Annotated in this window: 24 protein-coding genes; 12 read left to right on the top strand and 12 right to left on the bottom strand. The window is 38.7% G+C overall.

Going from position 1 to position 24973, the window contains the following annotated elements; genetic code table 11:
- Nucleotides 1-75 precede the first annotated feature (75 nt).
- On the top strand, nucleotides 76-756 hold the full coding sequence (locus GQR87_RS03445) for a glutathione S-transferase (protein ID WP_158966576.1): 681 nt from the start codon (nucleotides 76-78) through the stop codon (nucleotides 754-756).
- A gap of 26 nt (nucleotides 757-782) precedes the next feature.
- Here the strand turns inward: GQR87_RS03445 and GQR87_RS03440 are convergent, their stop codons facing one another.
- The 4 genes from GQR87_RS03440 to GQR87_RS03425 all read right to left on the bottom strand — a co-directional run bounded on the left by GQR87_RS03440 (nucleotide 783) and on the right by GQR87_RS03425 (nucleotide 4483).
- Complete coding sequence (locus GQR87_RS03440; protein WP_158966574.1) at nucleotides 783-2147, bottom strand: hypothetical protein; 1365 nt, start codon at nucleotides 2145-2147, stop codon at nucleotides 783-785.
- A gap of 71 nt (nucleotides 2148-2218) precedes the next feature.
- Entirely contained in the window at nucleotides 2219-2878 is a 660-nt protein-coding gene (locus GQR87_RS03435) for a phospholipid-binding protein MlaC (protein ID WP_158966572.1), read from the bottom strand.
- A gap of 326 nt (nucleotides 2879-3204) precedes the next feature.
- A complete protein-coding gene (locus GQR87_RS03430; protein ID WP_158966570.1) occupies nucleotides 3205-3867 on the bottom strand; it encodes a phospholipid-binding protein MlaC in 663 nt (220 codons plus the stop codon).
- A gap of 73 nt (nucleotides 3868-3940) precedes the next feature.
- On the bottom strand, nucleotides 3941-4483 hold the full coding sequence (locus GQR87_RS03425; RefSeq protein ID WP_158966568.1) for an acyloxyacyl hydrolase: 543 nt from the start codon (nucleotides 4481-4483) through the stop codon (nucleotides 3941-3943).
- A gap of 188 nt (nucleotides 4484-4671) precedes the next feature.
- Between GQR87_RS03425 and GQR87_RS03420 the strand changes: the two genes are divergently transcribed.
- Together GQR87_RS03420 and GQR87_RS03415 are read left to right on the top strand one after the other, a co-directional pair.
- The gene (locus GQR87_RS03420) at nucleotides 4672-5655 is read left to right on the top strand and encodes a LysR family transcriptional regulator (RefSeq protein WP_233267390.1); all 984 of its coding nucleotides are present in this window, start codon (nucleotides 4672-4674) and stop codon (nucleotides 5653-5655) included.
- Nucleotides 5656-5779: 124 nt separating this feature from the next.
- Nucleotides 5780-6280, top strand: coding sequence for a prepilin-type N-terminal cleavage/methylation domain-containing protein (locus GQR87_RS03415; protein ID WP_158966566.1), 501 nt, complete (start codon nucleotides 5780-5782; stop codon nucleotides 6278-6280).
- Between the two features lie 125 nt (nucleotides 6281-6405).
- On the opposite strand, the gene GQR87_RS03410 is transcribed toward GQR87_RS03415, so the two are convergent.
- Complete coding sequence (locus tag GQR87_RS03410) at nucleotides 6406-6567, bottom strand: hypothetical protein (protein ID WP_158966564.1); 162 nt, start codon at nucleotides 6565-6567, stop codon at nucleotides 6406-6408.
- 433 nt (nucleotides 6568-7000) lie between these two features.
- Between GQR87_RS03410 and GQR87_RS03405 the strand changes: the two genes are divergently transcribed.
- Complete coding sequence (locus GQR87_RS03405) at nucleotides 7001-7507, top strand: regulatory protein RecX (protein ID WP_158966562.1); 507 nt, start codon at nucleotides 7001-7003, stop codon at nucleotides 7505-7507.
- A complete protein-coding gene (locus GQR87_RS03400) occupies nucleotides 7504-9276 on the top strand; it encodes a DEAD/DEAH box helicase (RefSeq protein WP_158966560.1) in 1773 nt (590 codons plus the stop codon). Before GQR87_RS03405 ends, GQR87_RS03400 begins: the two co-directional genes overlap by 4 nt.
- Before the next feature lie 370 nt (nucleotides 9277-9646).
- On the opposite strand, the gene GQR87_RS03395 is transcribed toward GQR87_RS03400, so the two are convergent.
- Together GQR87_RS03395 and GQR87_RS03390 are read right to left on the bottom strand one after the other, a co-directional pair.
- Complete coding sequence (locus GQR87_RS03395; RefSeq protein WP_158966558.1) at nucleotides 9647-9865, bottom strand: hypothetical protein; 219 nt, start codon at nucleotides 9863-9865, stop codon at nucleotides 9647-9649.
- A gap of 133 nt (nucleotides 9866-9998) precedes the next feature.
- Nucleotides 9999-11099: a mechanosensitive ion channel family protein gene (locus tag GQR87_RS03390; protein ID WP_233267389.1), complete on the bottom strand. Its 1101-nt coding sequence runs from the start codon at nucleotides 11097-11099 to the stop codon at nucleotides 9999-10001.
- A 426-nt stretch (nucleotides 11100-11525) separates the two neighbouring features.
- Here GQR87_RS03390 and GQR87_RS03385 point away from each other — a divergent pair, with 426 nt between their 5' ends.
- The 3 genes from GQR87_RS03385 to GQR87_RS03380 all read left to right on the top strand — a co-directional run bounded on the left by GQR87_RS03385 (nucleotide 11526) and on the right by GQR87_RS03380 (nucleotide 14204).
- Nucleotides 11526-12422, top strand: coding sequence for an ABC transporter substrate-binding protein (locus GQR87_RS03385; protein ID WP_233267388.1), 897 nt, complete (start codon nucleotides 11526-11528; stop codon nucleotides 12420-12422).
- 68 nt (nucleotides 12423-12490) lie between these two features.
- Nucleotides 12491-12733, top strand: coding sequence for a hypothetical protein (locus GQR87_RS22315; RefSeq protein ID WP_233267387.1), 243 nt, complete (start codon nucleotides 12491-12493; stop codon nucleotides 12731-12733).
- 310 nt (nucleotides 12734-13043) lie between these two features.
- Complete coding sequence (locus GQR87_RS03380; protein ID WP_158966556.1) at nucleotides 13044-14204, top strand: MltA domain-containing protein; 1161 nt, start codon at nucleotides 13044-13046, stop codon at nucleotides 14202-14204.
- A 148-nt stretch (nucleotides 14205-14352) separates the two neighbouring features.
- Here the strand turns inward: GQR87_RS03380 and GQR87_RS03375 are convergent, their stop codons facing one another.
- From GQR87_RS03375 to nadD, 3 genes are all read right to left on the bottom strand, one after another.
- Complete coding sequence (locus GQR87_RS03375) at nucleotides 14353-14493, bottom strand: hypothetical protein (protein ID WP_158966554.1); 141 nt, start codon at nucleotides 14491-14493, stop codon at nucleotides 14353-14355.
- Between the two features lie 208 nt (nucleotides 14494-14701).
- Nucleotides 14702-15799, bottom strand: a complete 1098-nt coding sequence (locus tag GQR87_RS03370) for a glycoside hydrolase family protein (protein WP_158966552.1) — start codon at nucleotides 15797-15799, stop codon at nucleotides 14702-14704.
- Nucleotides 15800-15909: 110 nt separating this feature from the next.
- Complete coding sequence (nadD, locus tag GQR87_RS03365) at nucleotides 15910-16482, bottom strand: nicotinate (nicotinamide) nucleotide adenylyltransferase (protein WP_158966550.1); 573 nt, start codon at nucleotides 16480-16482, stop codon at nucleotides 15910-15912.
- Between the two features lie 189 nt (nucleotides 16483-16671).
- Here nadD and GQR87_RS03360 point away from each other — a divergent pair, with 189 nt between their 5' ends.
- The 4 genes from GQR87_RS03360 (at nucleotide 16672) to larB (ending at nucleotide 20742) form a co-directional block, all read left to right on the top strand.
- A complete protein-coding gene (locus tag GQR87_RS03360; RefSeq protein ID WP_158966548.1) occupies nucleotides 16672-17850 on the top strand; it encodes an aldo/keto reductase in 1179 nt (392 codons plus the stop codon).
- A gap of 144 nt (nucleotides 17851-17994) precedes the next feature.
- Complete coding sequence (locus GQR87_RS03355; protein WP_158966546.1) at nucleotides 17995-19296, top strand: LarC family nickel insertion protein; 1302 nt, start codon at nucleotides 17995-17997, stop codon at nucleotides 19294-19296.
- Nucleotides 19293-20093, top strand: a complete 801-nt coding sequence (locus GQR87_RS03350; protein ID WP_158966544.1) for a hypothetical protein — start codon at nucleotides 19293-19295, stop codon at nucleotides 20091-20093. Before GQR87_RS03355 ends, GQR87_RS03350 begins: the two co-directional genes overlap by 4 nt.
- Nucleotides 20086-20742 (top strand): nickel pincer cofactor biosynthesis protein LarB, encoded by a 657-nt coding sequence (gene larB / locus GQR87_RS03345; protein WP_158966542.1) that lies wholly within the window; start codon nucleotides 20086-20088, stop codon nucleotides 20740-20742. The genes GQR87_RS03350 and larB overlap by 8 nt, the downstream gene beginning before the upstream one ends.
- 343 nt (nucleotides 20743-21085) lie before the next feature.
- Here the strand turns inward: larB and GQR87_RS03340 are convergent, their stop codons facing one another.
- Both GQR87_RS03340 and GQR87_RS03335 read right to left on the bottom strand, forming a co-directional pair.
- Nucleotides 21086-23704 carry an ATP-binding protein gene (locus GQR87_RS03340; RefSeq protein WP_158966533.1) on the bottom strand — a complete coding sequence of 873 codons (2619 nt, stop codon included), beginning with the start codon at nucleotides 23702-23704 and terminating at the stop codon, nucleotides 21086-21088.
- 154 nt (nucleotides 23705-23858) lie between these two features.
- Nucleotides 23859-24689 (bottom strand): spondin domain-containing protein, encoded by an 831-nt coding sequence (locus GQR87_RS03335; protein WP_158966531.1) that lies wholly within the window; start codon nucleotides 24687-24689, stop codon nucleotides 23859-23861.
- Nucleotides 24690-24973: the final 284 nt, after the last annotated feature.

Raw genomic sequence — 24973 nt, 5'->3', positions numbered from 1 at the left:
ACCCGTATATTTAGTCGATGAATATCGATACAGTAGATTAATACCAGTAAATAAGGCGATCACAGTTAATTAGCGATGAATGTCCCAAAAACCTACCCTATACTTTATTCTTTGCGCAATTGCCCTTATGCCATGCGTGGCAGAATCGCCATTTATAAAGCCAAACAGCCGGTGTCATTACGAGACTTAGTATTAACCAATAAACCAGCAGAAATGTTAGCCAGTTCCCCCAAAGGCACAGTGCCTATTTTGGTGTTGCCGAAACAGCCGGGCTCAACAACAGAAATCGTGCTTGAAGAAAGTTTAGAGCTGATGTTATGGGCCTTGTCCCAGAGCGATCCTGACGATCTCCTGCACTCAGAACAGCCGCCAGCTTTACCGAATATGCTCGGTGAAATTGCTCGATTTGATGTTGGATTTAAACAATGTTTAGAACAATACAAATGTGCCAAACGTTATCATGAAAGCACACTAAGCGATTGCCGACAGCAATGTGAAGTTTTTATTCAAGAGCTTGAACAACGCTTAGAACAACATGCCTTTTTGTGGTCGGATAAAGAGTCTCTGCTGGATATAGCCCTGTTACCTTTTATTCGACAATTTGCCCGTATCGAACGGCAATGGTATCTGCAAGCCCCCTACCCTAAAGTCAGGCAATGGCTGAACCGATATTTGCAAAGTGTGATGTTTACTAAAATCATGACCAAATATCCTTTATGGCTGGATAATCGTGAAGATCTGTTATTCCCAGAATAAGCCAAAAGAGACCATTATCTTGGGGCTCAATCAGACTGAATAGCCTCAATATTAATAATGTTAGAGCGATTTAGGGTAATTTTGAATCGTTGTGTTTGTTGTTGCTGTTCTTTGTCGGTATGCATTAACACCACATTAATTTGATAACGCCTTTCAACAGCTTGTTTGCTAATTTTACTACCATCTGAGGAATATAAACGCCCTTCACCTTTTTTTAAAAAACGGATAAAAGGGGTTAAATTAAAATAAGTTCTTTGTTGAATCGCATCATAACCAGGCAGAAAGCTTTTTGAGTTAACCTTAATGTCACTACGAAAATGCAACAATTGGGCGGCTTGTTTGTTTTGATGACGTCTGGTTTGAAATAATTGATCTACTTGTTCGGGTAAATCTTTATTGCGGATATATTGCAACCAAATAGTTTGAGTCGCCACCTTGGCTTTAGTCACTGTATGGCTATAAATTATTTTCCACTTGGGTAGCCCTTTTTGGATCCAGCGCCAAATAACACCGGTGATATCATCCTTAAATGTTTCTCGTAAACCATAAATCACTCCCAACATACCCAGTAAGGCTATAGTCACTTCAGTAAAATTGGTACGGGCATTTAACACCAGCGCCATAACAAAAGTCATAATAAAAGCAGTCACTACTCCACGTACAATGCGTTTTAAATTACTATTCAAGCTTTTAATTTGTTTTTGAAATACCACGCCGTATTCGATTAGGCGTTGCAACAATCGCATTTTATTGGTGATACGATTTGGGTCACCTAAAGTTAACTGGGAGTTATATTGGTTCTCTTCTCGGTATTCGTTTTCTCTGCGGCACAGAGCAAGCAAAAAATTTCGCTCACTAGAAAAGTCACTACTTTTAGGCGCTCTTGATAATAATTTTAAAAATGACTGCTCTACTTGCCAACTTAGGTAATTATCGGCATTTTCAAAATAGGCTCTGAGTTTTGTATCTGAAGGGGTATATCTTCTGAGCTTTTTCAGTAAGCCCGAAATTTGTTCGGCAACTTCTATCGCTTGGGGATAAAACTCTTCACACTCTTTAAGCTTAAGGGTTTGTTTTATGTCCGTATCTAAAGCAATACGAATTTGATAAGAAAATAAATTCAGGTTTAAACGATAGTCACTTTGTTCACCTTTTTTTTGGCTGATAAAGCGACTTCTAACTAAAGGCAAATGTAGCTGATCGGCAAAATAAGCACTATGAGTTTGAATACTGCTATGAAAATATTGCTCTTCAGCTAAAGTCTTAGCGCTAATGCCCATTTCTTCTGGTAAAGAGAAATAGATATCAAGGATTTGGTGGTCACTCGGCAACAAAGGATAACTAACTTTAATAGAAAGGTTTTCATCCTGAGTGAGTTTAACTTTGTCCACTTAACTCCTTATTAATTATTACGGGCTAATGAATAACCAATTATGCCTGATTTTCACTTTATTACCCAAGTTTAGTTATTCTTAGCAAGCTCCAAAGGCTCGCTGTTTTTAGATTTCATTACATCTATCACAGCCTGAATACCTTGTTGACGAATAAGCGAAGCAAACTCAGTTTGTTTACTCGACAATAAACTAATGCCTTCGGCCACTAAATCATAGGTTTTCCATTCTTGTGTTTTTGAATTTTTACGCAACTTAAAGTGAATGCTGATGTCTGGGCGCCCAGCGCCTCGAATTATACTTTTAATCGTCATACTTTTCGTATTTTTAGCCTCTTTGACAGGCTCAAATATTAGCTCTTGTCCACCATAATTAGCCAATGCCACCGCAAAATTAGAGATTAAATAGAGTCTAAATTGCTCTACATATTCTGGAATTTGTTGCTTAGAAACCGATTTGAATTGTTTACCTAATACTTTAAACGCAGCAAATTTGTGGTCAATGTGAGGCATTAATTCTTGTTCAATAATAGTCCGTAAATGTTCAGGATTAGCTTCAATACTTTGCTGTTCCAACTTAATTCGGGCGAAGGCAGCATTAGTCACTTTTTCCAAGCCTAATTGTGGATTATCTTGCTCAGTTGCAAAACTTGAGTTGGCTAAACCCAAAAATAGAATAACAAATACCACTTGGCAGAGTTGTTTAATAAAGTTAGAAAATACTATATTCATAAGATAAAAATCCGAGTTGAATTAAAAATAAATTTAAAAATACGGGATTAATTTACCTTAATAAAAATGATTAAGTAGTGAGCTTTTGTTTAGCAAATGTCAGTTTTTGTAAGAAGACTACCTATACTGGGATCCCAAAAAACACATTATCTAATTGAGGAAACTAATACCAATCCACATTGATAATTGATCTCGCACTTATCAATGTGGATTGCTATAAGACTAATGCTGCCATATAACACCTAGTAACCTTGGTACTTAAATTTCAAGAATTATAAGCCTTCATTTATCTCATCGTATCTCGTATCTCGTATCTTAAAATATTATTAGTTAGAATTTTTAGCCAACTCCAAAGGCTCACTATTTTTAGCCTTCATTACATCTATTACAGCCTGAATACCTTGTTGACGAATAAGCGAAGCAAACTCAGTTTGTTTACTCGACAATAAACTAATGCCTTCGGCCACTAAATCATAGGTTTTCCACTCTTGTGTTTTCGAGTTTTTACGCAACTTAAATTGAATATTGATATCTGGATAACCTGCTTGCCTAATAATAGCTTTAATCGCCATACTTTTAGCATTAGCACTATCTTTAACTGGTTCAAATATTAACTCTTGTCCACCATAATTGGCCAATGCCACGGCAAAATTAGAAATTAAATATTGTCTAAACTGTTCCACATATTCTGGTATCTGTTGCTTAGGAACAGACTTAAATTGTTTACCTAATACTTTAAACGCAGCAAATTTGTGGTCAATGTAAGGCATCAATTCTTGTTCAATAATGGTCCGTAAATGTTCAGGATTAGCTTCAATACTTTGTTTCTCAAGATCTATTCGTGTGAAAGTTGTATTGGTCACTTTTTCCAGTAATAACTGGGGATTATTAACTTCAGTGGCAAAACTTGAGTTAGCTAAACCAAAAAGTAAAATAGCAAATACCGCTTGGCTAAGATTTTTAAAGACTTTAAATAATTGTGTGTTCATGTGTGTAGGCTCCTTATGAGCATGTAAAAATTAAATATGTACTAAATTAGATTATTGAAAGCTCGTAACTATTTCAGAATGTCTTGGCATAAGACACATTCAAAAAGTCTACACCTGGGTTATGATCATCCAAGCCACCGTTTGAATAATGCATATAACGAACAGCCAATGAACTATCCAGTTGCTGGCCAAATTGCAAAACTAAACCGAGTCTGTCTTCAAACTGATAATGAGAGCCAATATCCTTGCCTGCAAAGTGAGTATCATTAACCAATGAAACACCTATACCAAACTCCCACTTGAGGGGATATTTGCCATACAAAGTATCGAATTGGTTAGAAAAGACCGGAGACAATGCCACCGCATAATTAGTGTCATGTTGGTTATGCGGGCCATACTCCCAAAAATTCACACTGACTTCCCAATAGACATCAAGAGAACCTAACCAATCGATTGACGTGAATTGAGTATTATAAGGACGATAAGCCAAGCGCACCCCTGTTATGTCATCTTCACCATACAAGTAGTCAATGGCGACAGCTTGCTCACTAGCTTGTACATTTTGACTGGGCAGAGAAACAGCTGATATAGCTATTAACAAGATGAACCAACGCATAATAAAAATATTCCAATAAGTTAAAAAGTGACTTGTTACACAGAAAATAAATCAATATTTGCCTGCGACGATTTTTGATATGGCTATTATGCAGCGCATAAAAACATAAAAATAATTATATATTCATATGGAATACATTTTATTTTGTGATGTATAATCCAACCACGATTTTGCCAATGGACATATTTATGCGCCCACAAGAACTCAACCTTTTAATGGTATTTGATGCCATCATGACTGAACGTTCCATTACCCGAGCAGCAAATAGATTAGCGATGACTCAGCCAGCGGTATCTAACGCGGTAAGTAGAATGAGAACAGCTTGGAAAGATGAGTTATTTGTTAAAGATGGTCGTAATATTCAACCCACATTACATGCGCAGAATTTATGGAATCAAATTCGCGAGCCGCTTATTTCCCTGACCGAAGCGGTTGATCCTAAAAGTTTTGTTCCAGCCACAGCTAAACGGACATTCCGCATTGCCGTATCAGATATATTAGTCGACATGGTGTGGGCAGAGCTACGTTGTACCATTGAGAAAGAAGCGCCTGGGGTCAATATTCATGCAGTGCCTTACACCATAGTCAATACCGAACAAGTGTTAGAAGATGCTGAAGTAGATATGGTAATTGGCAGTACCGGTCTTATTTCTAACACCTTCAGAGCTGAGTATTTATTCTCCCCTATCTACGTTTGTGTAATGAATCATGATCACCCTCTGGCCAAAGCAGAACTTAGCTTAGAAGAATTTGCTGCTGCTGATCATTTGTTAGTTTCATTGTCTGGCGATACAACCGGCTATACCGATCAAGTCTTGCTACAACACGGACTATCGAGACGTATTGCAGTTACCGTAAACCATTTTTCTACAGTTGCCGACTTAATAGCTCGCAGTGACCTGATATGTGTCACCCCAATTTCTGCCGTCGCCAAAGAAATTATTGCCGGTAAGATTTCAGCCACTAAACCACCAATAGAATTAATGCCTCAACAAGTTTCCATCATGTGGCACAAACGACAAGACAGAGACCAAGGTTTAATGTGGCTCAGAGAACATTTAAAACGCATCATCAACCGCAACGTCGAACTTGAAACAACCCAAGTTATGGATAGTTTATGCAAGAATAATTCTTCTATGTGTAAAAAAACGCAAATGCTAGAAGCTATTTAAAAATCCAGAAAAGCTCTTGCTAGCAACGAGCTGCGAGGCAAAAGAAAAAAAACGGCTAAATGCTTGTTTGCAATATAATTTAGTGTTGTTATAGATAACTATATTAATAGAGAATAATATTTATATGCATAAAAATTTACAAAATGGTTTTACCCTAATTGAGCTAATTATAGTCATAGTTATTTTAGGAATTCTGGCCGTAGTCGCCGCTCCTAAGTTCATAGATTTAAAAGGCGATGCCGTAGCTGCCGAATTAAAGGCTGTAGAGGGGGCGTTAAAATCGGCCAACTCCCTAATTTATGCTAAAGCAATTATGGCAGGGCAAGAAAAGCTTGAGCCCGGCTCGATTACCACCAACGGAGTGACTATTAGTACCACTATAGGAAATCTCACCCCTTTAAGTGCCAACGTTATTTTAGCCCTCGACGGGAATTACCAAATAATGACTAACGCAAACGATACAATTACCGCTGATTGGGGTGTATATGATGTACCTGGTGGGAAATCCATGTATATAGTCCCCAAGGGCTACGCAACCTTTGATAGCTGCAGTTTACTTTATAATATTGACACTACAATTACAGCCGATCCAATTTACTATGCCGTAACCAATAGTGGCTGTTAGCCTTAAATTTGACTGTTTTCAAGGTATGTAATGATAGGACACACATACAAAAAGGCCTTAATATAAAGTAAGGCCTTCCATAAGTTACAGTATATGAATACAAGCTAAGTCTGCTCTTCATTCAACTACCTAGGCAATGACACTCTTCTTCTTGCCAATAAACTGGGATAATCCACACTTACAAAGAATACATTGCCTGAAGCAATGGTTAAGCCAAAACCACCCCCTGTTAAATCAGAACTCACTGGTAAATCTAAAAAGATGTCGACAATGAAAATTTCACCCATTGTCACTGTATCGTTATAATCAAATTCTATTCAGGCTGCAGTGGGAATTCACGCAACATAAACACAAGACCTCAGAGTATTTAACAATCACTAGCGGATTTATGATTTTCGTCTGTACTGACTTTTTAGTGAATAGCCTGTAAGTATTATCGGCGAAGTCGCGTTAATAATTCTCTGTGAAAGTCATTGACAAATTCTTTTGCTTTTCAACGCTGTTCATTTGTAACCTGCTGAATATTAAGTATAAAATAAATTGACACAACACTTAGTAACCCAAGTTCAGCTTATGTAGAATATCATTTACCAAAACAGCAATTTCAATTTAACTAAATCAGGCTTTGTATCATGTTAATGTTGAGGATCTTGCCAAAGTATTAGGTTGAAGTACTAAGTAATGAAGAATCTGGGTGAATAACATTGGAAAACCTGAAAGATGTTTAAAAACAAGCAAGATGCCAAACCTAAGGAAATAACCTACGAACGAGTCAAAGGTTATTACTTGTGGTTGATCGGTAAATATGGAGATTACACAGCAAAAACCTTAATACAAAAGGCCAACACATTATTCAAAGAAGACCCCTCATTTAATGAAGAAGCCCTTAACTACCTTATCGAGCAAGGCATTGTTGATGATCTTCGTTATGCTCAACGCTTGAGCCAAAATTATTCAGAAAAGAATATTGGTCCCAACAAAATAAAACAAAAACTCTATGCCAAAGGCTTCGCATCCCAAATCATCAATGAGTGTGTAGGATCACTAGATAATACTGAAGATGACTATTTAGCTAAGGCACTAGCACTTAAAGTAAAAAAATTTGGTGAGCCCCCTATTGTCGATGAAAAACTTAAACAAAAAGCATTGCGACATTTGATTGGTCAAGGATTCTCTTATTCAATTGCCAATAAAGCGATTACCACCTTAGGTAATGAGGATTTGTGAGCCAGACATTCATATTACGAGATTACCAAATTCAAGCTGTTGAGGCTGCTGTAAAGCACTTTCGTCATGGTGATGATCCAGCTGTAATTGTATTGCCTACCGGTGCAGGTAAAAGCTTAGTGATTGCTGAGTTGAGCCGATTGGCAAAAGGTAGGGTTATTTGCCTTGCCCATGTGAAAGAGTTAGTTGAACAAAATCATGAAAAATTTCTTGCTACGGGTTCGCCATCTGGTATTTTTTCAGCAGGGCTAAACCAAAAAGAGAACGCCGCAAAAACTACTTTTGCCAGTATTCAGTCACTGTCTGCTAACTTAGACTCTTTTCAAGTCCCTGTCAGCCTGATTATTATTGATGAATGTCATCGAGTGGGCCAAGACGAAAGCGGGCAATACCATAAAACCCTAGCGCATTTTCGTACCCTTAATCCTAACGTCAAGGTACTGGGCTTAACCGCAACCCCTTATCGATTAGGCAGCGGCTGGATTTATCAGCATCATTACCATGGTTACACACGCCCCTGCACCGACTCTTTTTTTAAAAAATGTATTTTCGAACTACCCCTGCAACACATGGTAAAAAAAGGCTATTTAACACCGCCCATTCATTATGATGCGGCTATTGCCCATTATGACTTTAATTTGTTGACAGAAAGTTTAGACGGCGAACAAAACACCGATGATATCGCCTTAAATGAACTCATCCACAAACATCCACGGGTGACCAAGGCGGTGACCGAGCAAATCATACAGCTGAGCCAAGACCGCCAAGGGGCGATGATTTTTGCTGCGACCATAGAGCACGCACAAGAAATTTGTGGTTATTTACCTGCTGAGCAAACGGCCCTAATTACCGGCAGCACAAAAATAAAACAACGTGACGCACTAATAACCGCGTTTAAAGCCAAACACATTAAGTATCTGGTGAATGTATCGGTATTGACCACAGGCTTTGATGCCCCCCACGTAGATGTCATAGCTATTTTGCGGCCCACGCAATCCATCAGTTTATTTCAACAAATTGTAGGTCGAGGTTTGCGCTTGAGTCCGGGCAAAAAAGACTGTTTAGTGTTGGATTACACCAATAATGGTTACAATATTTTTCAGCCAGAAATTGGCGAAATAAAGCCCACCCAAGATTCAGTTGCAGTACAAATCCATTGCCCTCAATGCGGTTTTGCCAATGCATTTTGGGGCAGGAAAGACCCACAAGGTAATATTCTTGAGCATTTTGGTCGCCGTTGTCATGGTTTGATTGGGAGCTCAGATGGTGCTGCAAGCCCAGAAATAGAGACCCAATGCACTTACCGTTTTCGTTTTAAATGCTGTCCTTATTGCAACCAAGAAAATGATATCGCCGCTAGACAATGCCAACACTGTTCAGAAAAATTAATCGACCCCGATGATTTATTAAGAAAAGCCTTAAATTTAAACAATAACAAAGTATTGCGCTGCGCGGCCATTACCCCAGAGATTAACAAAGCCGACAAGTGCTTAAAAATCACCTACCACGACGAAGACGGTTTGACGTTATCGGAAACCTTCCGCTTTAAATTTAAAAAATCGAGACAATCCTTTAACGACTTATTCGCACGCAGAATAGCCAACGGCACACAATCTATTCAGTTCAACTCGCTAGAAGAGTTAGAACGCTTTTTACCTCACCTGCCAACACCAGACTTTGTGATAGCCAAAAAGCAAAAACACCACTGGCAAGTAACCGAGCGGTTATTTGATTACGAGGGGCCTTACCGAAAGGCGAATGAGTTGTAGGTTGGGCTTCAGCCCATCAACTTATCTAACGATGACCAATCATTGCTGTCTTGACGCCCTAAAGGGCGACCTACAAGCAAAAAGCTGATAACTAAAGATATTTAACCTACAAGGGCACAGAGAACACAGAGAAAAAGACTCCCCCTGTAGGTTGGGCTTCAGCCCATCAACTTATCTAACGATGACCAATCATTGCTGTCTTGACGCCCTAAAGGGCGACCTACAAGCAAAAAGCTGATAACTAAAGATATTTAACCTAAAAGGGCACAGAGAACACAGAGAAAAAGACTCCCCCTGTAGGTTGGGCTTCAGCCCATCAACTTATCTAACGATGACCAATCATTGCTGTCTTGACGCCCTAAAGGGCGACCTACAAACAAAAAGCAAATAATCGATGATCCCACCCCCTCTTTCCAGGCAGTCCCCCTTCTTTTTGATTAATATCTTGAACCCAAAAAAATGGCTTGTTGCTCTCCCTAAACAACATAATTGTTTGATTAATAGTTAATGCCGCTTTTTCCATTGACTTTTTACAGTAACCAACTGCATATGCTTTCTGCATGTCAATAATCATCAGAGCTAAATTCATTCTTTTGTCGCTTATTTTGATCCGATATTATTACTATAACTTTGTACTGACCCTGATATTTATTTCTGATATTTATTATGGATTCTCCATTCTTTGTGCGCACACAATACGTGATCTAAAAATGCTTAGCACATCACTGTGATTTGTTCCTCAACACCTCATCACTGCCTTCCTGATTGAGATTTACCGCACGAATTGGATATGGAATTATAATTCCTTCTTGGGCGTACCTTTTGTGTAAAGCTTTGATAAATGCTGACCTAATAAAAAAGCGATTAAAATACTCTTCAGCCCGCAGCATGACAGTTAGGTTAATACTGGAGTTGTCAAAGCCGGTAAAGATTACAAATGTGTCATATTCGGGGATACCCCATTTGTGACTTTTAAGCACTTGTTTGGCCACTTCAAGTGTCACTCTCTCTACATGATCTAGGTCAGAATCATAGTGCACGCCGAGATCTACTGGCACCGACAGCTGTTTTTCTGGATAGTAATAATTAATAATTTTCGATTGAGCCAGTTTACTGTTAGGCATAATGACCACATTATTTGGCAGCATTTTTATCCATGTGGAACGCCATCCAATTTTATCGACAAAGCCTTGCTCACCAGAATCTAGTTCAATAAAGTCCCCTACTCTGATGGGTTTATCTGCCAGCATTTGAATACCTGAAAAAAAGTTTTCTAAGGTAGGTTGTAATGCCAGAGCTACCGCAAGAGAACCAAGCCCTAGTGAAGCCACAAGGGGTGTAATGGAGATACCCATATTGGTTAATATGATTAATACACCAATAACAATAATCACGCCTCGTAAAAGGCCCCTTAAAAGGGTACCACTACTGCGTAAACCACTTCCTTTGGAAATAATGCGAGTAATGGTCATACGTGCAAAGTGATCGGTAAAAATTAGCATTGCTACAATAGTGAACATCACCGCTACTAGGTTAACCTGCGTCCCCCAGGTATTAACGGCTTCGTCATAAAGCTGCACAAAGGTAACGGTTGTTTTTAAGCTAATGGATACAATCAATAAGCTTAAAGGGCGCTTGGCTGCTCGTACCGTAATGCCTAACCAGTTGTAATTAGTTGGCTGATTCAATGCTTTCAGGTAGATATATAAAAAACGTTTGATGAGCCAAAGACCAATCAAAACAATGCAGAAGAATATGGGCCCAATCGCCCAAATAGGCACCAACTCTGTGAGCGAGTTAGAAATATCGTCGATGACTGACAAGAGCTATACATCCTGTTAAAAGCTTAAATATTAATCAAAGCAATTTTTACACCACTAAGGCTTACAACTTTTGTAAGGTAGCTTATTGAAATATACCCATAAAGTAGCCTTGCCAATACTGTATAAAATATAATCGCACTCCATCTATGCAACACTGCACCACATTAATGGCAAATTAAATAAGTCAATTAACCTGTGTCCGTACGTCGAACTTAGGTTAATAAGCAACAGGCAAACGTTCAAACAACTAGAAAATGGATTTTGGTTTACCGTGATTGCTGAATAGTGTTAACAGGGGTTGTCGGAATAACGTCGATGAAATTACGACAATATTAATGCAATTTGTTGAACTTACGAACTTAACCTACTAGATTAAACTCAGGAATAAAGGAGAATAATATCCGCATTCTAATCGTTGCACTTACCGTGGTTTTAGCCTTTCCTGGGTTTGCTAAACAACAGCTAAAAATAGCTGCGTCTATTTCAAATAGTTCCCAACGTGCCGCCTATTACAATTTAATTCAAGCATTCGAAGACGCCAATCCTAATATACAAATCAAAATAACCTCTTACACCAGCGAGGAATACAAAGCTAACTTTCCAAAAATGCTGGTATCAAACCAATATGATGTTTTATATTGGCATGCTGGCGAGCGTTTATTTGAATATATTGAACAAAATAAAATTGCTGCAATAGACCATATAATTGCAGCAGACGAAATGGCTCAACTATATGACAAAGCGGTGATTGATGCGGTTTCATTTAAAGGAAAAAGCTTTGCGTTACCGATATCCTATTATCAAATAGGCTTTTATTACTTTAAACCTTTGTTTTCCAAATTCGACCTTTCTGAACCCCAAAATTGGCAGCAATTTCTTGCTGTATGTGAAGCTCTCAAAAAAAATAACATCACTCCTATTTATATAGGCAGCAAAAGCAATTGGCCTGCCACCGCTTGGTTTGACTATTTGAATTTACGACTAAATGGCATTGCATTTCACCAAGAATTAGTAGAAGGGCAAATCTCTTATTTAGATGTCAGGATTACTAAGGTTCTTAGAAAGATTGAAGAAATATCAAGGGCGGGATACTTTATTAAAAATCATCAAAAATTAGAATGGAAACAGGGCCTTCCATTATTATTTAGGGGGCTCGTAGGTATGTCAATGCTAGGTAATTACGCTGTTCAAGCATTTCCAGAAAGCATTAAAAGCGAGATTGGTTTTTTCAAATTCCCGCTTTTTGAAGGACAGTCAGTTTATTACGAAGAGGCACCGCTTGATGTGTTGGTCATACCGCAACAAACAACAGAAAGAATTTAACCCAATCCTTCATTGAATTTGCCGTTCTCAGTGAGAGTCAGAAAAAATTCAACAACAACCTCGGAATAATGTCACCCCATAAAAGTGCGCAACAAAATAATTCAAGCCTTACACAAGAAGCTTATGAAACCATCGTTAACGCAGAGGGAATAACTCAGTTTTTTGACCGCGATAGTAAAAAAACTTACGCGGATCAAATTATGCCTATTATCGATGCGTTTATGGTCAACCTAAACGTTGAAAATACTCAAAAAGCCTTAGAGAAAGTGAGGCTAAATATACTGAGTCATCAGTCATTTAAAAATAATTAACGTAGGTTATTGCTGCTCTTAAATTTTGCATCCAGCCTGAGCTGATGCTGTAAACAAATTTCGAATTAGACTCTGTTTCAACTTTTGCTTTCTAGATGTCGTCAGCAGGCACTACCAGAATGATATAATAGAACTAATCATTTCCCCGGTTTTGGCTTATCCATGACTCACGGCTCGCTAATATTGTGATAAGTTCTGTAGGGTGAAACTGGATTATTTAGCAGCAATGCAAATGCTTGGTGAACCTGATAAATAAGTGTAATACCCTTACATCCATAAAATAAAAAGTAACTATTGGTAAACTGCTTAGATGAAACCTTTCCCCAATTTTTCCGCTTGCTGGTTATTTATTTTGGTCAGCATCAGTTTTTCTAGCCATTGTGCATCGGCTAAGTTTGTTTTAGAGGAAAGCCCTGATTTTGGACAAATGCAATTATTTAAAACTAGCGACCTATGCAAGGTTGCCAAAAACACTCTGCAATATATTGCTCACAACAATGATTATGAGAATGAAAGTGCGCAGCCACCGCCTATGGAGTTACTAGTCAAAAGCGAGAGCACTGCACAATTGCTGAACAAAGAATTGGTAAAAGACACACTTGAATTTATTTGCAGCACCTACCAAGATGATGTACGTAATAAACGACAAAGTCGCTTACAAGACAGTCAGTTTTTACGAGAAAACTTTCACTTTTATCGTTGGCATCCAGATACTGACCAAGCCCAAGCCATTGCGCAAAAAAGTACTAACCAAGTTAAAAGCAGACTATTAAACAACATTCCTGACGAGCAGTTATTTATTACCAAATATTACACTAAATTATTAACCGCAAGTTCAGTGAAAACCCCTGAATTTAATCATGCTTTATATGCTTTGCCATTTGATGAAGCTAATTTGACCTTAGACGAAGCTGAGTTACAAAAGTCGAAATTAACTCGTTTTAAATATACTCGCCAACAAATTATGCAAGGTGTGCTTTTACAAAAGAAATTAGCCAAGCCACTGATATGGTTAACAGAAGCCGGTTTACATGACGTGTTATTACAAGGCACGGGGGTGTTAAATGTTGACGGTAAAACCCGCTACTTTAATGTGCATCGCAATAACGGTATTAGCTACGATTACAGTATTGGTAAAACAGCACAAGGGCGCTATTGGTATTTTGCAGAAGTCCCTTCAATAATGGGCTACGGAACCGAAATAGGTAACAAAATTGAAGTAAAACCACGGGTTACATTTGCTGGTAATGTTGACCAATTAGGCCTAGGTAAGCTGGTCATGATTAACTATCTAAACAATGGCGCTTCAGTGAGTCAAATGGGAATATTAGCCGATACCGGCGGCGCATTTGATAACAACTTATTCCAACTAGATTTTTTAACCGACAGCTATTACGGCTGGGACGATTACTACAAAGCGAATAAGCACTTACCTGATTATGCTAATACTTGGATCTTGATCAAAAAATAACAACCAATACTTAGAGCTGATTATTAGCATTTAGGGCAGAATAAACCGCCCCAACCTTTTTCAACAAACCTAACACCGCAGGTCCTTTCATATGGGCGCTTAGGGTGTAAGGTATGGTATCTTACAAAAGTTCTTTTCTTAAAAAGAGCTATGCCAACAATAACAAAGCTAGAAATTTTGCAAAGGGGGTAATATTTCGCTCGACACTTACTGTTTCTAAGGCCTCCATATAGTCAGTTCTTCGCTCAACTGGCACAACAGTCCAAGAGTAACCACCAGCAGTCATCATCAAATTCACCGAAAAAACAGCTTCGCTGATGTTTTGTCTATTGACCTCCCAGCGCCTCAGACCTCGCTAACTTTTACCGCAATTTAATGAGCAACCGCCAGAGATGGCGGAAGATAGAACAAGTCGTTATCGAGACAAGCGGTAAACAACACACGCTTAATCTGCTTTTTTGATTTTGCTCTATGTACTTAAGCTTTTTAAAAGCCCGCTATTGTTTAAGCGGAATGAATAACGAATGAGTATCACCGTTCTTCAAAAATATTCCTGCTGTCATTACCAGCGGTTTACCGTTTTCAGAATATATCCCCATTCGCTCATATCGATGAACTTCCACGGTTTCCCCTGTTGTGGTTACATACTCTTTATCAGCCACTTTATAATGTTTGGCTCTTTGCCAATTTAAACCGTCGGTTGAGGTTAACATTCCCATATAACCAAATGCATGATACAAGTTATAATAACGCTTACGCTCTGCGTCATACCAAACTTCTGGATCTTCTGAATTATAATTAATTACCACAGGCTTATGTTGCATTTTCCAAGGACCTAGAGGGTTGTCTGCTAATAACGCAGCCTGCATTCGGATAATCTCATTCGGTTTTTGATCCGGTTGATCACCACGAATAACCATTAAATAGTCACCTTCAGGGCGCTTAGTAACCGTGACGTTATTTGACTGATTGGCAATGGGTAATTGAGGTTCAAATACGGGTCTAGCAAAGCGTTTCCACGGTCCTTCGATATTATCAGCAACCGCAACCCCAATACGTTGGTTTAAACGCATCATGCCACGTAAATTATCAGGCTTCCATTTACCGTGACGAACTTCTTCAAGTTGCGCTGGCGTTAAGTCCGTAATGCCTGAATTTGTCGACATATAGTAAAGGTAATATTTGCCGTCAAATTCATACACCTTAGTACAATGCACTGTGTATTGATCCCAATGACCATCGCCTCTTCCACCCATGACTTCTTGAACTTTTGTCCACGGCCCGGTTGGGCTATCAGAAACAGCACGAGATACAATGCCATCGGTTAACCAAGAATAAAAACCATGCTTTTTAGGCATTTGGTCGTAAAACAAATGATATTTTCCATCTTTGCCTTTAACAATGGTTGAACCCCAGTTGAAATATTCATCATCATGAAAAATATTTTCTTGCGCAACCGGCAACATAGCTGCTGACAAGTTATAATCATCGGTGTCTTTGGCCTTTGCTTCTAATGTAAATAAAATTAATGTTAGGGATAAAAAAAGGCTAATATAGCGGTGGCGAATAAACGAGTGTTGTATATTTTTGTTCATTGTTACTTTTCCATATTATCGAGTTAATAGCACTCGTATTGCTTAGCATACGGAGCCATGAGTAATTTGTTATTCCCTTCTTTCATACGGTTATCAAGTACCGATGAATGTTAGAGATAAAAACCTTTATCTTGAATAAAATCGTACACTTTAGAAGGTAAGTAGTGGCGGATATCTTTACCTGCTTTAATAGCTTCCCTTATAAAACTAGAAGAGATTTCCATTCTGGGGGCAGGTACGAATTTAATATTTTCCTCCTCTTTGTATTTCTCAACATCTTCTTCTAGCCGCGGATATATATAGCGTGTAAATTTATCCTGAATTATTTGGGCGCTTTTCCAACGAGGGAAAGTGACTAGACCATCCGATCCCATTACAAGTACAAAGTTTTTATTGGGGTAAAGCTCATTTAGATAAGCTAAAGTATCAACAGTATAAGAAGGCTTAGGCATATTAAACTCAACATTACATACCCTAAACCTTGCATCATCTTTAATCGCTAATTGCAGAATATCTAAACGAAACTGCTCATTTAACAGTGTTTTCTTCTGTTTAAGAGGGTTATGCGGACTAATCACAAACCATAATTCGTCTAGGTTGGTAAACTCGACCATATAATTTGCTATGGCTAAATGTCCTATGTGAATTGGGTTAAAAGAACCAAAATATAATCCAGTAAACATGGCCGGTTATTTCTCAATAAAACTTATTTGTCTATACACAATTAGGTCACCGCCTAGTAAGTTAAACATTATTGATTGACGCAAAAAGTTAACAATTTTATATTTAAAGTATAAAGTTTAATTGCGACATGTTCAAAGTGTTATTCATGACGTATTATACATAATATTCAAATTAATGAGATTAATAGAATGACTAAGCCAACAAATTCGCGAAGAGATTTCTTTAAAAAAACTGCTGCAGCCTCCATAGGGCTCACGCTAACACCCAGCTTGTTGGCAGAAACGAATAATCAAAAAACACCCAAACCTTTAGATCAGATAAAACCTATTTGGCGAAACAAACAAGATGGCGTTGCTTATCGAATGATGGGCAGAACTGGAATGATGGCTTCTGAGGTGGTGCTTGGCACTTTCCCTTTTACTGACGACTCTTACGATCGAGTATTGGACTATGGGATTGATCGAGGCATTAATTACATAGATACGGCGCCGGCATATAGCAATGGACAAGTTGAGGCGACCATAGGTAATTATCTTAAAAAGTCTGGTAATAGAGACAAAGTATTCCTATCGACTAAGTTAAGTTTTTACTATGGGTATATAGACAGAGTAATTCGAGATATCGAAAAAGGCTTACCACAAGGTAAAAAAGACGCTTTGCTTAAAAAAGCCAATGCAATGATTGAGCAGCGTTCGGTAATGAAACCGGGTTACCATATGAATTATTTTACTGGTCAAGAAGCACAATTCCCCAAGACATATTATCGACATTTGATGCTTCAGGAGTATGGTTTCAAATCTGAGTGGCGAGGTAAAATTAAGCAGCACGCATATAAGTTACTCGAAGACTCACTTAAACGTTTACAAACCGATCATCTAGACGTATTACATTGCCCTCATGGTATCGCTATGCCCGAAATGATGGACGATGAAGTGCTTCAAGAAGTATTGGCTGAATTTAAACAAAAAGGTTTGATTAGCGCTTCAGCCGTTTCCTTTCATAATGATGTGACGGGGCATTTGGCAAAAGCTATCGAGGTAGATTATTACGATATCACTATGTTTGCCTACAATATTGCCAATCATGCTGCCCTAGAGAATCTCATGTTCAAAGCCAAACAAGCGGGAATAGGTATGGTAGCCATGAAAGTAGCTAAATTATTATGGTTAAAGGATCAGCCAGAATGGCGCCTCGAAAAGTTAAACACCGCTATTCCCGAGCAAGGTATGTCTAAATTTTCTAAAGCATATTTATGGGCTTTACAAAACCCTAACTTGTCATGCTGTGTTTCTGAAATGCATACAATAGATATCATTGCTGATAATTTAAAAGTAATGGGCAGAAAAGTAGACATTCAAACAGTGTAAAACCATATACTGAGTCACTTAAGCCTGTATATTCTAATAGCTTAAAAACGGTGAGAAAAACATCTATATGCGCCCTATTATTAGTTTTTGGGGCTCTTTAAGAAGTAAGTCATTCATCTGAGTTGGCACTATTAATAGGTAAAAATGAAAGCTAAAGTTGAAAATTCTCATATACATTTAGACATAGTTGGCGGTATTGCTGGCGACATGTTTATCAGTGCGATGTTAGACACCTTTGAGGATTTACAGTCATCTGTGCATTCGGCTGTTGCACTAGTCGTGCCAGCGAATATTGGCACTGCAGAAGTATTGGTGGGAGTGAATTCAGGGATCAGTGGCCTGACATTTTCTCTACAGCTTAATGAAGTCAATCACACTCATACGCCACAATCACCTCAGTCTGAACATAGTCACATTCATGAGGGTGAGCACAATGAGCATGCTCACAGACATGATCATTCTCATAACCCAACCCATAGCCATAAAACAACCTATCGTTATTTATGCCAGTTAATCTCTGACAGCGAACTAAATAGTGATGTGATTAAAGTGGCGATAGAGCTGCTAACAATTATTGGCAAAGCAGAAGCAAAAATCCACAATAAAACCCTTGATGCTGTGCATTTTCATGAGTTAGCAGATTGGGACTCTTTGATGGATGTGGTAGCAGCGGCTGTTATTTTGAGTGCCTTGTCTAGCTGCAGTTGGAGTACCTCAAAATTGCCTATTGGCGGTGGCTTAGTCAATACACAACATGGCCTTATTCCTGTTCCCGCCCCTGCCACCGCAGAAATATTGCTCGGTTTCGAATTTTTTGATGACAATATTAAAGGTGAGCGCATTACACCTACTGGGGCTGCAATACTCAGGTATTTAGCCGACCATCAGCTAATAATCCCGGCGCCTCAAGGTCAGTTGCTAGCCACAGGATATGGTTTAGGCACAAAGGTATTTCCAGGCATGCCAAACATTCTGCGCGCCATGCACTTTGATACCCATAATAGCCAAGACTGCCAACAAGATACGGTAGTGATTATCGAATGTGATATCGATGACATGACCGGTGAAGAAATCGCCTTGTCACTTGATTTACTCAGATCACAACAAGGTGTAATTGATGTGACAGTACAAACGGCGAGGGGTAAAAAGAATCGCGCGGTAGAATTAGTGCGTATTTTAGCTTCAAGCCAGCATTACAAAAAAGTAATGGATACCTGTTTTATACAAACCACCACCATTGGCCTGCGCTATCGTTTTGAAACAAGACGTTACTTACCTAGAGAGCCCCACACACAGCAAAAGTACGCTTATAAAAGTGTGTTGCGACCAAACGGTGAGTCGACACAAAAAATAGAGCATGATGAATTAACCTCATTGGATACATTGAGTCAACGTAGAGCAGTCAAATATAAAGTGGAAACAGACAACAAAAAAGGTCATTCGTGAACACAAATAAAGTAAAAGAGCTTGTTCATTATCTTGACCAATTTCCACAATGTTCTATTGCCGTGAGCGGCGGTATAGACAGTATGTTACTGGCCTATATTGCCCATCAACACTCCACTACAAAGGTCAAGATGGTGCATGCTTATTCTCCTGCGGTACCAGTTAGTGCACTAGAAAGAGTGAAGGCTCATACCAAACAATATGGCTGGGACATGTTAGTTATTGATGCAAAAGAGTTCGATGACAAAAATTATATTAACAATCCGGTAAATCGTTGTTATTACTGTAAAAGTAACTTGTATATTCGCATTGGTGAGCATACACAAGGGGCAATATTCTCTGGTACCAATATGGATGACTTAGGTGACGTTAGGCCAGGACTAGCAGCGGCGGTTGAACAAAATGTACAACATCCCTACGTTGAAGTGGGTATTAATAAACAACAGATTTATGCCATCGCAAAGTTTTATAATTTATCGCAATTACATTCATTACCCGGGCAACCCTGCTTGGCGAGTCGAGTAGAAACTGGCATAAAAATCAAATCAGATGACATGCTGTTTATTGATCATATGGAAGAAAAAGTACGGGAGCTATTACCTTCCTTCAAAAAAATACGCTGCCGTATTTCTCATCAAGGTATTTTTATTGAATTGGATCAGTTGCCTGAAGCATCTATATCAGAAAAGTTGTCGGAACAATTACGTCACTTCTGTGCTGAACAAAATAGAATTTTTTCAGGATTGAAGGTGTATCAAAAAGGCTCAGCATTTCTGAATGGCATTACTCATGGATAACTTTGTTTGGGATAAAGATCGAAAGTCGCGCACAGGGGTGGCAGAAGCCGTATTTTGTTCCCATAAAAGTCATACTGATTTACAAGCTATTATTCGTTTTAATATGACCAATAACAGCCCTGTGCTTTTCACTCGTTTATCCCTGCAACAATGGCAAGCATTACCCACTGAATTGCAGGCAGTTCTGGATTACGATCAATGCTCTGCCACCGCTTTACTGAATTTCGGTTCTGAATTATCAACAAAAAAACAGGTGTGTATTGTTACCGCTGGCACCTCTGATTTGGCGGTTGCTACAGAGGCAAAGCGCACCTTGGCATTTAATGGCTATCAAGCACCTATTTTTGCTGATTTAGGTGTGGCTGGTCTTTGGCGCTTAATGGACAAAATAGATGACATTCGCCAATACAAAATTATCATTGCCTTGGCTGGCATGGAGGGCGCACTGTTTAGTGTGTTAGCAGGCTTAGTACGGGCGCCTATTATCGCCGTACCTACCTCAGTTGGCTACGGTGTATCCAGCGAAGGTAAATTGGCATTAGACAGCGCATTGGGCTCATGTTCACCTGGGATTTTAACTGTCAACATTGATAATGGTTTTGGTGCAGCGAATGCGGCCATTAAAATTATGAATCAATTTAACCTGTGACTTAAGAAGCAACAATGCAAGATAGTATTTAAAAACCTGCGAGATCCCCCGCAAGTTCTCTTGCATTCCTACAATGCGACTATCGGGGCAAAACAAAATTAAACCATCCTGAGGATGATATTTATACCCCTCCGTTACAAAACGATTTGATATCTATAGAATCAATATATTGCATGTACTATCAATGACTGTCACACCAAGACTTTTCGGCGTAGCCGTATTCTTAATCTCTGTGAAACTCTGTGACAAATTACTTTGTTTTTTCCTTTTGCTCGAATTTACAATTTTTTTGCTCGTATCTAGCTATTGATTTTAAACTGCCACTTTCTGCTCTTAAACTTTTTCAAGTATCAGACACTTGATGTAATTGCTCCATACAGGATTGTAAATCAGTTAAGTAACGTTTAGCTTCTGTCCATTCTTGCACATCTATTTTTTCTTCGACTAACCCTGCCAAATCACTTAACACTTGAAAACCATAACTGCCAGCAGAGCCTTTTAGATTATGCATCATTCGTTTAATATCCTGCCAATCATCTTTGCCTAAAGCTTGTTGAATAGCGTCTAATTTCTGAGTAAAACTTTGTCGATAGTTATCAATTAACTTATCAAACTCAGTACGAACTGGTAAAGACTCTTCTAGTTCTAGCTCGTTAATATCAAGACTTTGGCCGAGATATTTATCTAACATTGCGTAAAATCTTTGTGTATCTATTGGTTTAGAGAAATGTTCTCTGGCACCGGCTGCTAATACGTCTTTTTTACTACTGGCGTCGACATTAGCAGTCAACATAATAATAGGTGCCTTAAACCCTTGAGAAGTTAATAATTCAGTAGCGGTTAGGCCATCCATTTCTGGCATTTGCATATCCATTAATACCAAATCGAAGGGCGTATGTTCGGCTATTTCAACAGCCTGCTGGCCATTTTCTACCAAGGTTAATTTAGCCCCTGTTTTTGCGACTAAATAAGCCACCAGCTGACGATTATCTTCGTTGTCATCAGCACAGAGTATATGCCCCTCAAACTGCGGGACCTCTAAGCTAGGCTGTACTTTTTGACTATAAAATACGTCTACATCAGCCTGCGATGTCATCATTTTTTTATTCTCAGCTTCGACCCATGGCATATACACTGCAAACTGGCTGCCTAAGCCTTGTTGACTAGTTACCTTAATATGACCGCCTAACATTTCAGTAAGTTGTTTACTGATATACAAGCCTAAACCGGTGCCACCATACTTACGACTACTTGACTGATTACCTTGGGTGAAAGCAGTAAATAATCTTAACTGTTCTTCATCACTCATACCTAAGCCAGTGTCCGACACCACAAAAATAAAGCGCTGGCGGTAAGTATCTAAATGCACTTGTAAATCTACCTGCCCTGCTTCTGTAAACTTAATGGCGTTGTTACATAAATTGAGTAATATTTGTTTTAACCGCGTAGGGTCAGTATTAAATTCAAATGGTAATGGGAAATGTAATTTAAGATTAAATTGTAGATGTTTTTCTAGTGCAAAGCCTTCCATGTGAGTGCTCACTTCATCCAACAAACCTAACACACTTGTATCCATGTTTTCTAACTGGATTTTCCCAGCTTCTATTTTCGACAAATCTAATACGTCGTTAACTATATTGAGTAAATATTTTCCGCCACTATGAATAGCAATCGCCGCTTTGGTTCTATCTTGTTTGCTGGCTTTTTCATCACTTAACACTTCAGAAAAACCAATAATTGAGTTCAGAGGCGTACGTATTTCATGGCTGACATTAGCCAAAAACCGGCTTTTTGCTGCGGTGGCAGTAGCGGCAAGTTGTTGCTCTTTTTGTGCTATTTCGATCTGATACTTAATAGTGTTGGTTTGGCGGATTTCCTCTGCTTGGTCTTTTATTTTTTGTTCACGCTCCATAACGGCACTTTGCATACTAGCGAACTCTTTAGCTAATTCACCTAGTTCACTTTTTTCAGAGATTTCAATTTGTTCGGTATAACTACCAGTAGCAACTAACTTGGCCGCATTTAATAAACGGCCAACCGGTCTTGTGATACTACGAGCAATAAAAAACGAACCAATTAAAGCTAATAATATACCCACAATAAAAAAGGGTACCAGTTCAAATAGAAAGGCGTCTCGAGTTTTAACCCAAGCTCGAATGGAGTCTTGTAGTACTACGACAATTTTATTTTGATCTTTGCTCCATAACTCAAAAGGCATCACAACTAACTCTTCGGTTTGCGCGATACGCATATCTTCCGATTGATTTTTATCGAGAAACCCCTTTGTTAAAGCTAATAATTCTTGGGTAACTATTGAGTTATTTTCAGCGGTGGACAAGACTAAAAAATCACGCTCGTTATTACTCACTATAAAATTAATATCTAGCGAAATAAGTCCTTTAATACGCTGCAAAAATTCTTTATTGAGCTTTTTACCAATTAATAACCAGCCAATAGTCGCTGGCGCTTTGATAGGTTTGGCAGAGACAATAAATGGGTCATTGCCTACCATAACAATCCAAGGCCGTGTTTTTTGCAAGTCATCTAAATCTTTACCTAAAGATTGATCAACTGTGACTTCTTCACCACCATATTGAGTAATCAACATAAATTCTTTGTCTAACACTAAAGCAAGATCTGCTTTTATCCGCTTACCATGATTAAACAACACACTTTTAATAAAAGCTTTGTCATGGCCCTGCCCGATTGCACTTCTTAACGCCCAATCTTTGGCTATGGTATCGACGCTAGAGTCTAGGTGCAGTTTGGCAATTGCCACCTCATTTGAGAATACATTTTTGCCCACATTTAAACGGGCTACGAACTCTCTTTCAGCTTGATTGTAAGCCGCTTGATAGATGCTCCATAAGGTCAAAGTAAACACTAGAGTAAACAGACTGACTACAAGTAGAAATATTTTCTTTTGTAGTGCTGTCCATACTAGCGTGCGGGATTCTTTCATGGTGACCTCAAGGGGGTAATGTAAACAGTATTTTACACAACAAACGAATAGGTGCTAGTTTATATCTCTGAACTCAAGGTCAGTACAAAATTAAACAACCCTCTGCATAGAGGGTTGTTTTTATAGTAGATACCGCAAGTTTTTAAACACTTAACTACGCGGTTTTACGTCTTCTGTAGGCAGCACCCATTGCCAATAAACCAAACATGAATATTGCCGCGGTCATAGGTTCTGAAACCTGTTCAACACGAATAGTGGCGACATTAAAGTTTGCGGGATCAGATAGAAAATCAATCAAACTTGCATCGAGTACTTGACCATTAGCTAGATTAAGCCCAGCAAATGCTGATAATGATTCTGCAGCACGAATACTAGAATCTGCATCCGCTGGGTTATCCATAGGGTTAGAGCCTGAAACAAAAGGCGCAGCATTAACGTTAAGTGCTTCTGTGCCTGCGTCCCACAAATCTTCACCCGTTATTTCAATCACTTTATTTCCTAAGTAATTACCAGCTAAATCAAAGATTTGTAACGGGTCATCACGACCTAAAAAGGTATCATTTGACGGTAACAACATAGACAAGAAAGAAAAGTACATATTACTCATTGGATCAGCAATATTAAACACCATTGAGCCAGACTCACCAGCAAAGAAAGGGCGCATACCTGCATCAGGAAAAATGGGCGAACTGACAGAAGTCGGATCGGCAGCCGCTCTTTCTGCATCTATCGGACCTATCATGCCTAATTCAGCAAGACTCTTTAATCCTGCAGTTGCCACACCACCGACATCAAACGCATCATAACTAGCGCTATGGAATGTAGCAAACACAGGTGTAATGGCTAAACCATTTACTTGTGCATTGTTAGTGACTGTGACTTTTAGCATGACAGCATGTGACTGTGTTGATAAACCTATCAATGCAGCAAGCAGACAAGCACTTACCACAAATTTTTTTTTCACTGTCCCAGTAAAATATTTCATCTTATATTCCGTGTTTTATTAATTAATTGACGTTTATTTTGCAAGCCTAAATTTTTATAAATAACCAGCGAGCAAACTCCCACTCACTCTTAAAAATCAGAGCAGCCAATGCATCATATAAGATAAATTTAAGAAAATGACTGAAGCCAAGGGAGAGTCACTGATTAATGCGTCAAAACCACCCGAACTAGCTTGCAAGCTGTTGTATTTATAGGAAATTATTGAAACATAACAATTCTATCACTTTTTTATAACAGAATAATTAAGTAGAGATTTAGTGCACA

Origin of the sequence: Paraglaciecola sp. L3A3, from assembly GCF_009796765.1 — a bacterium.
Classification (GTDB): Bacteria; Pseudomonadota; Gammaproteobacteria; order Enterobacterales; family Alteromonadaceae; genus Paraglaciecola.
This window is presented reverse-complemented; position numbering and strand designations above follow the sequence as displayed.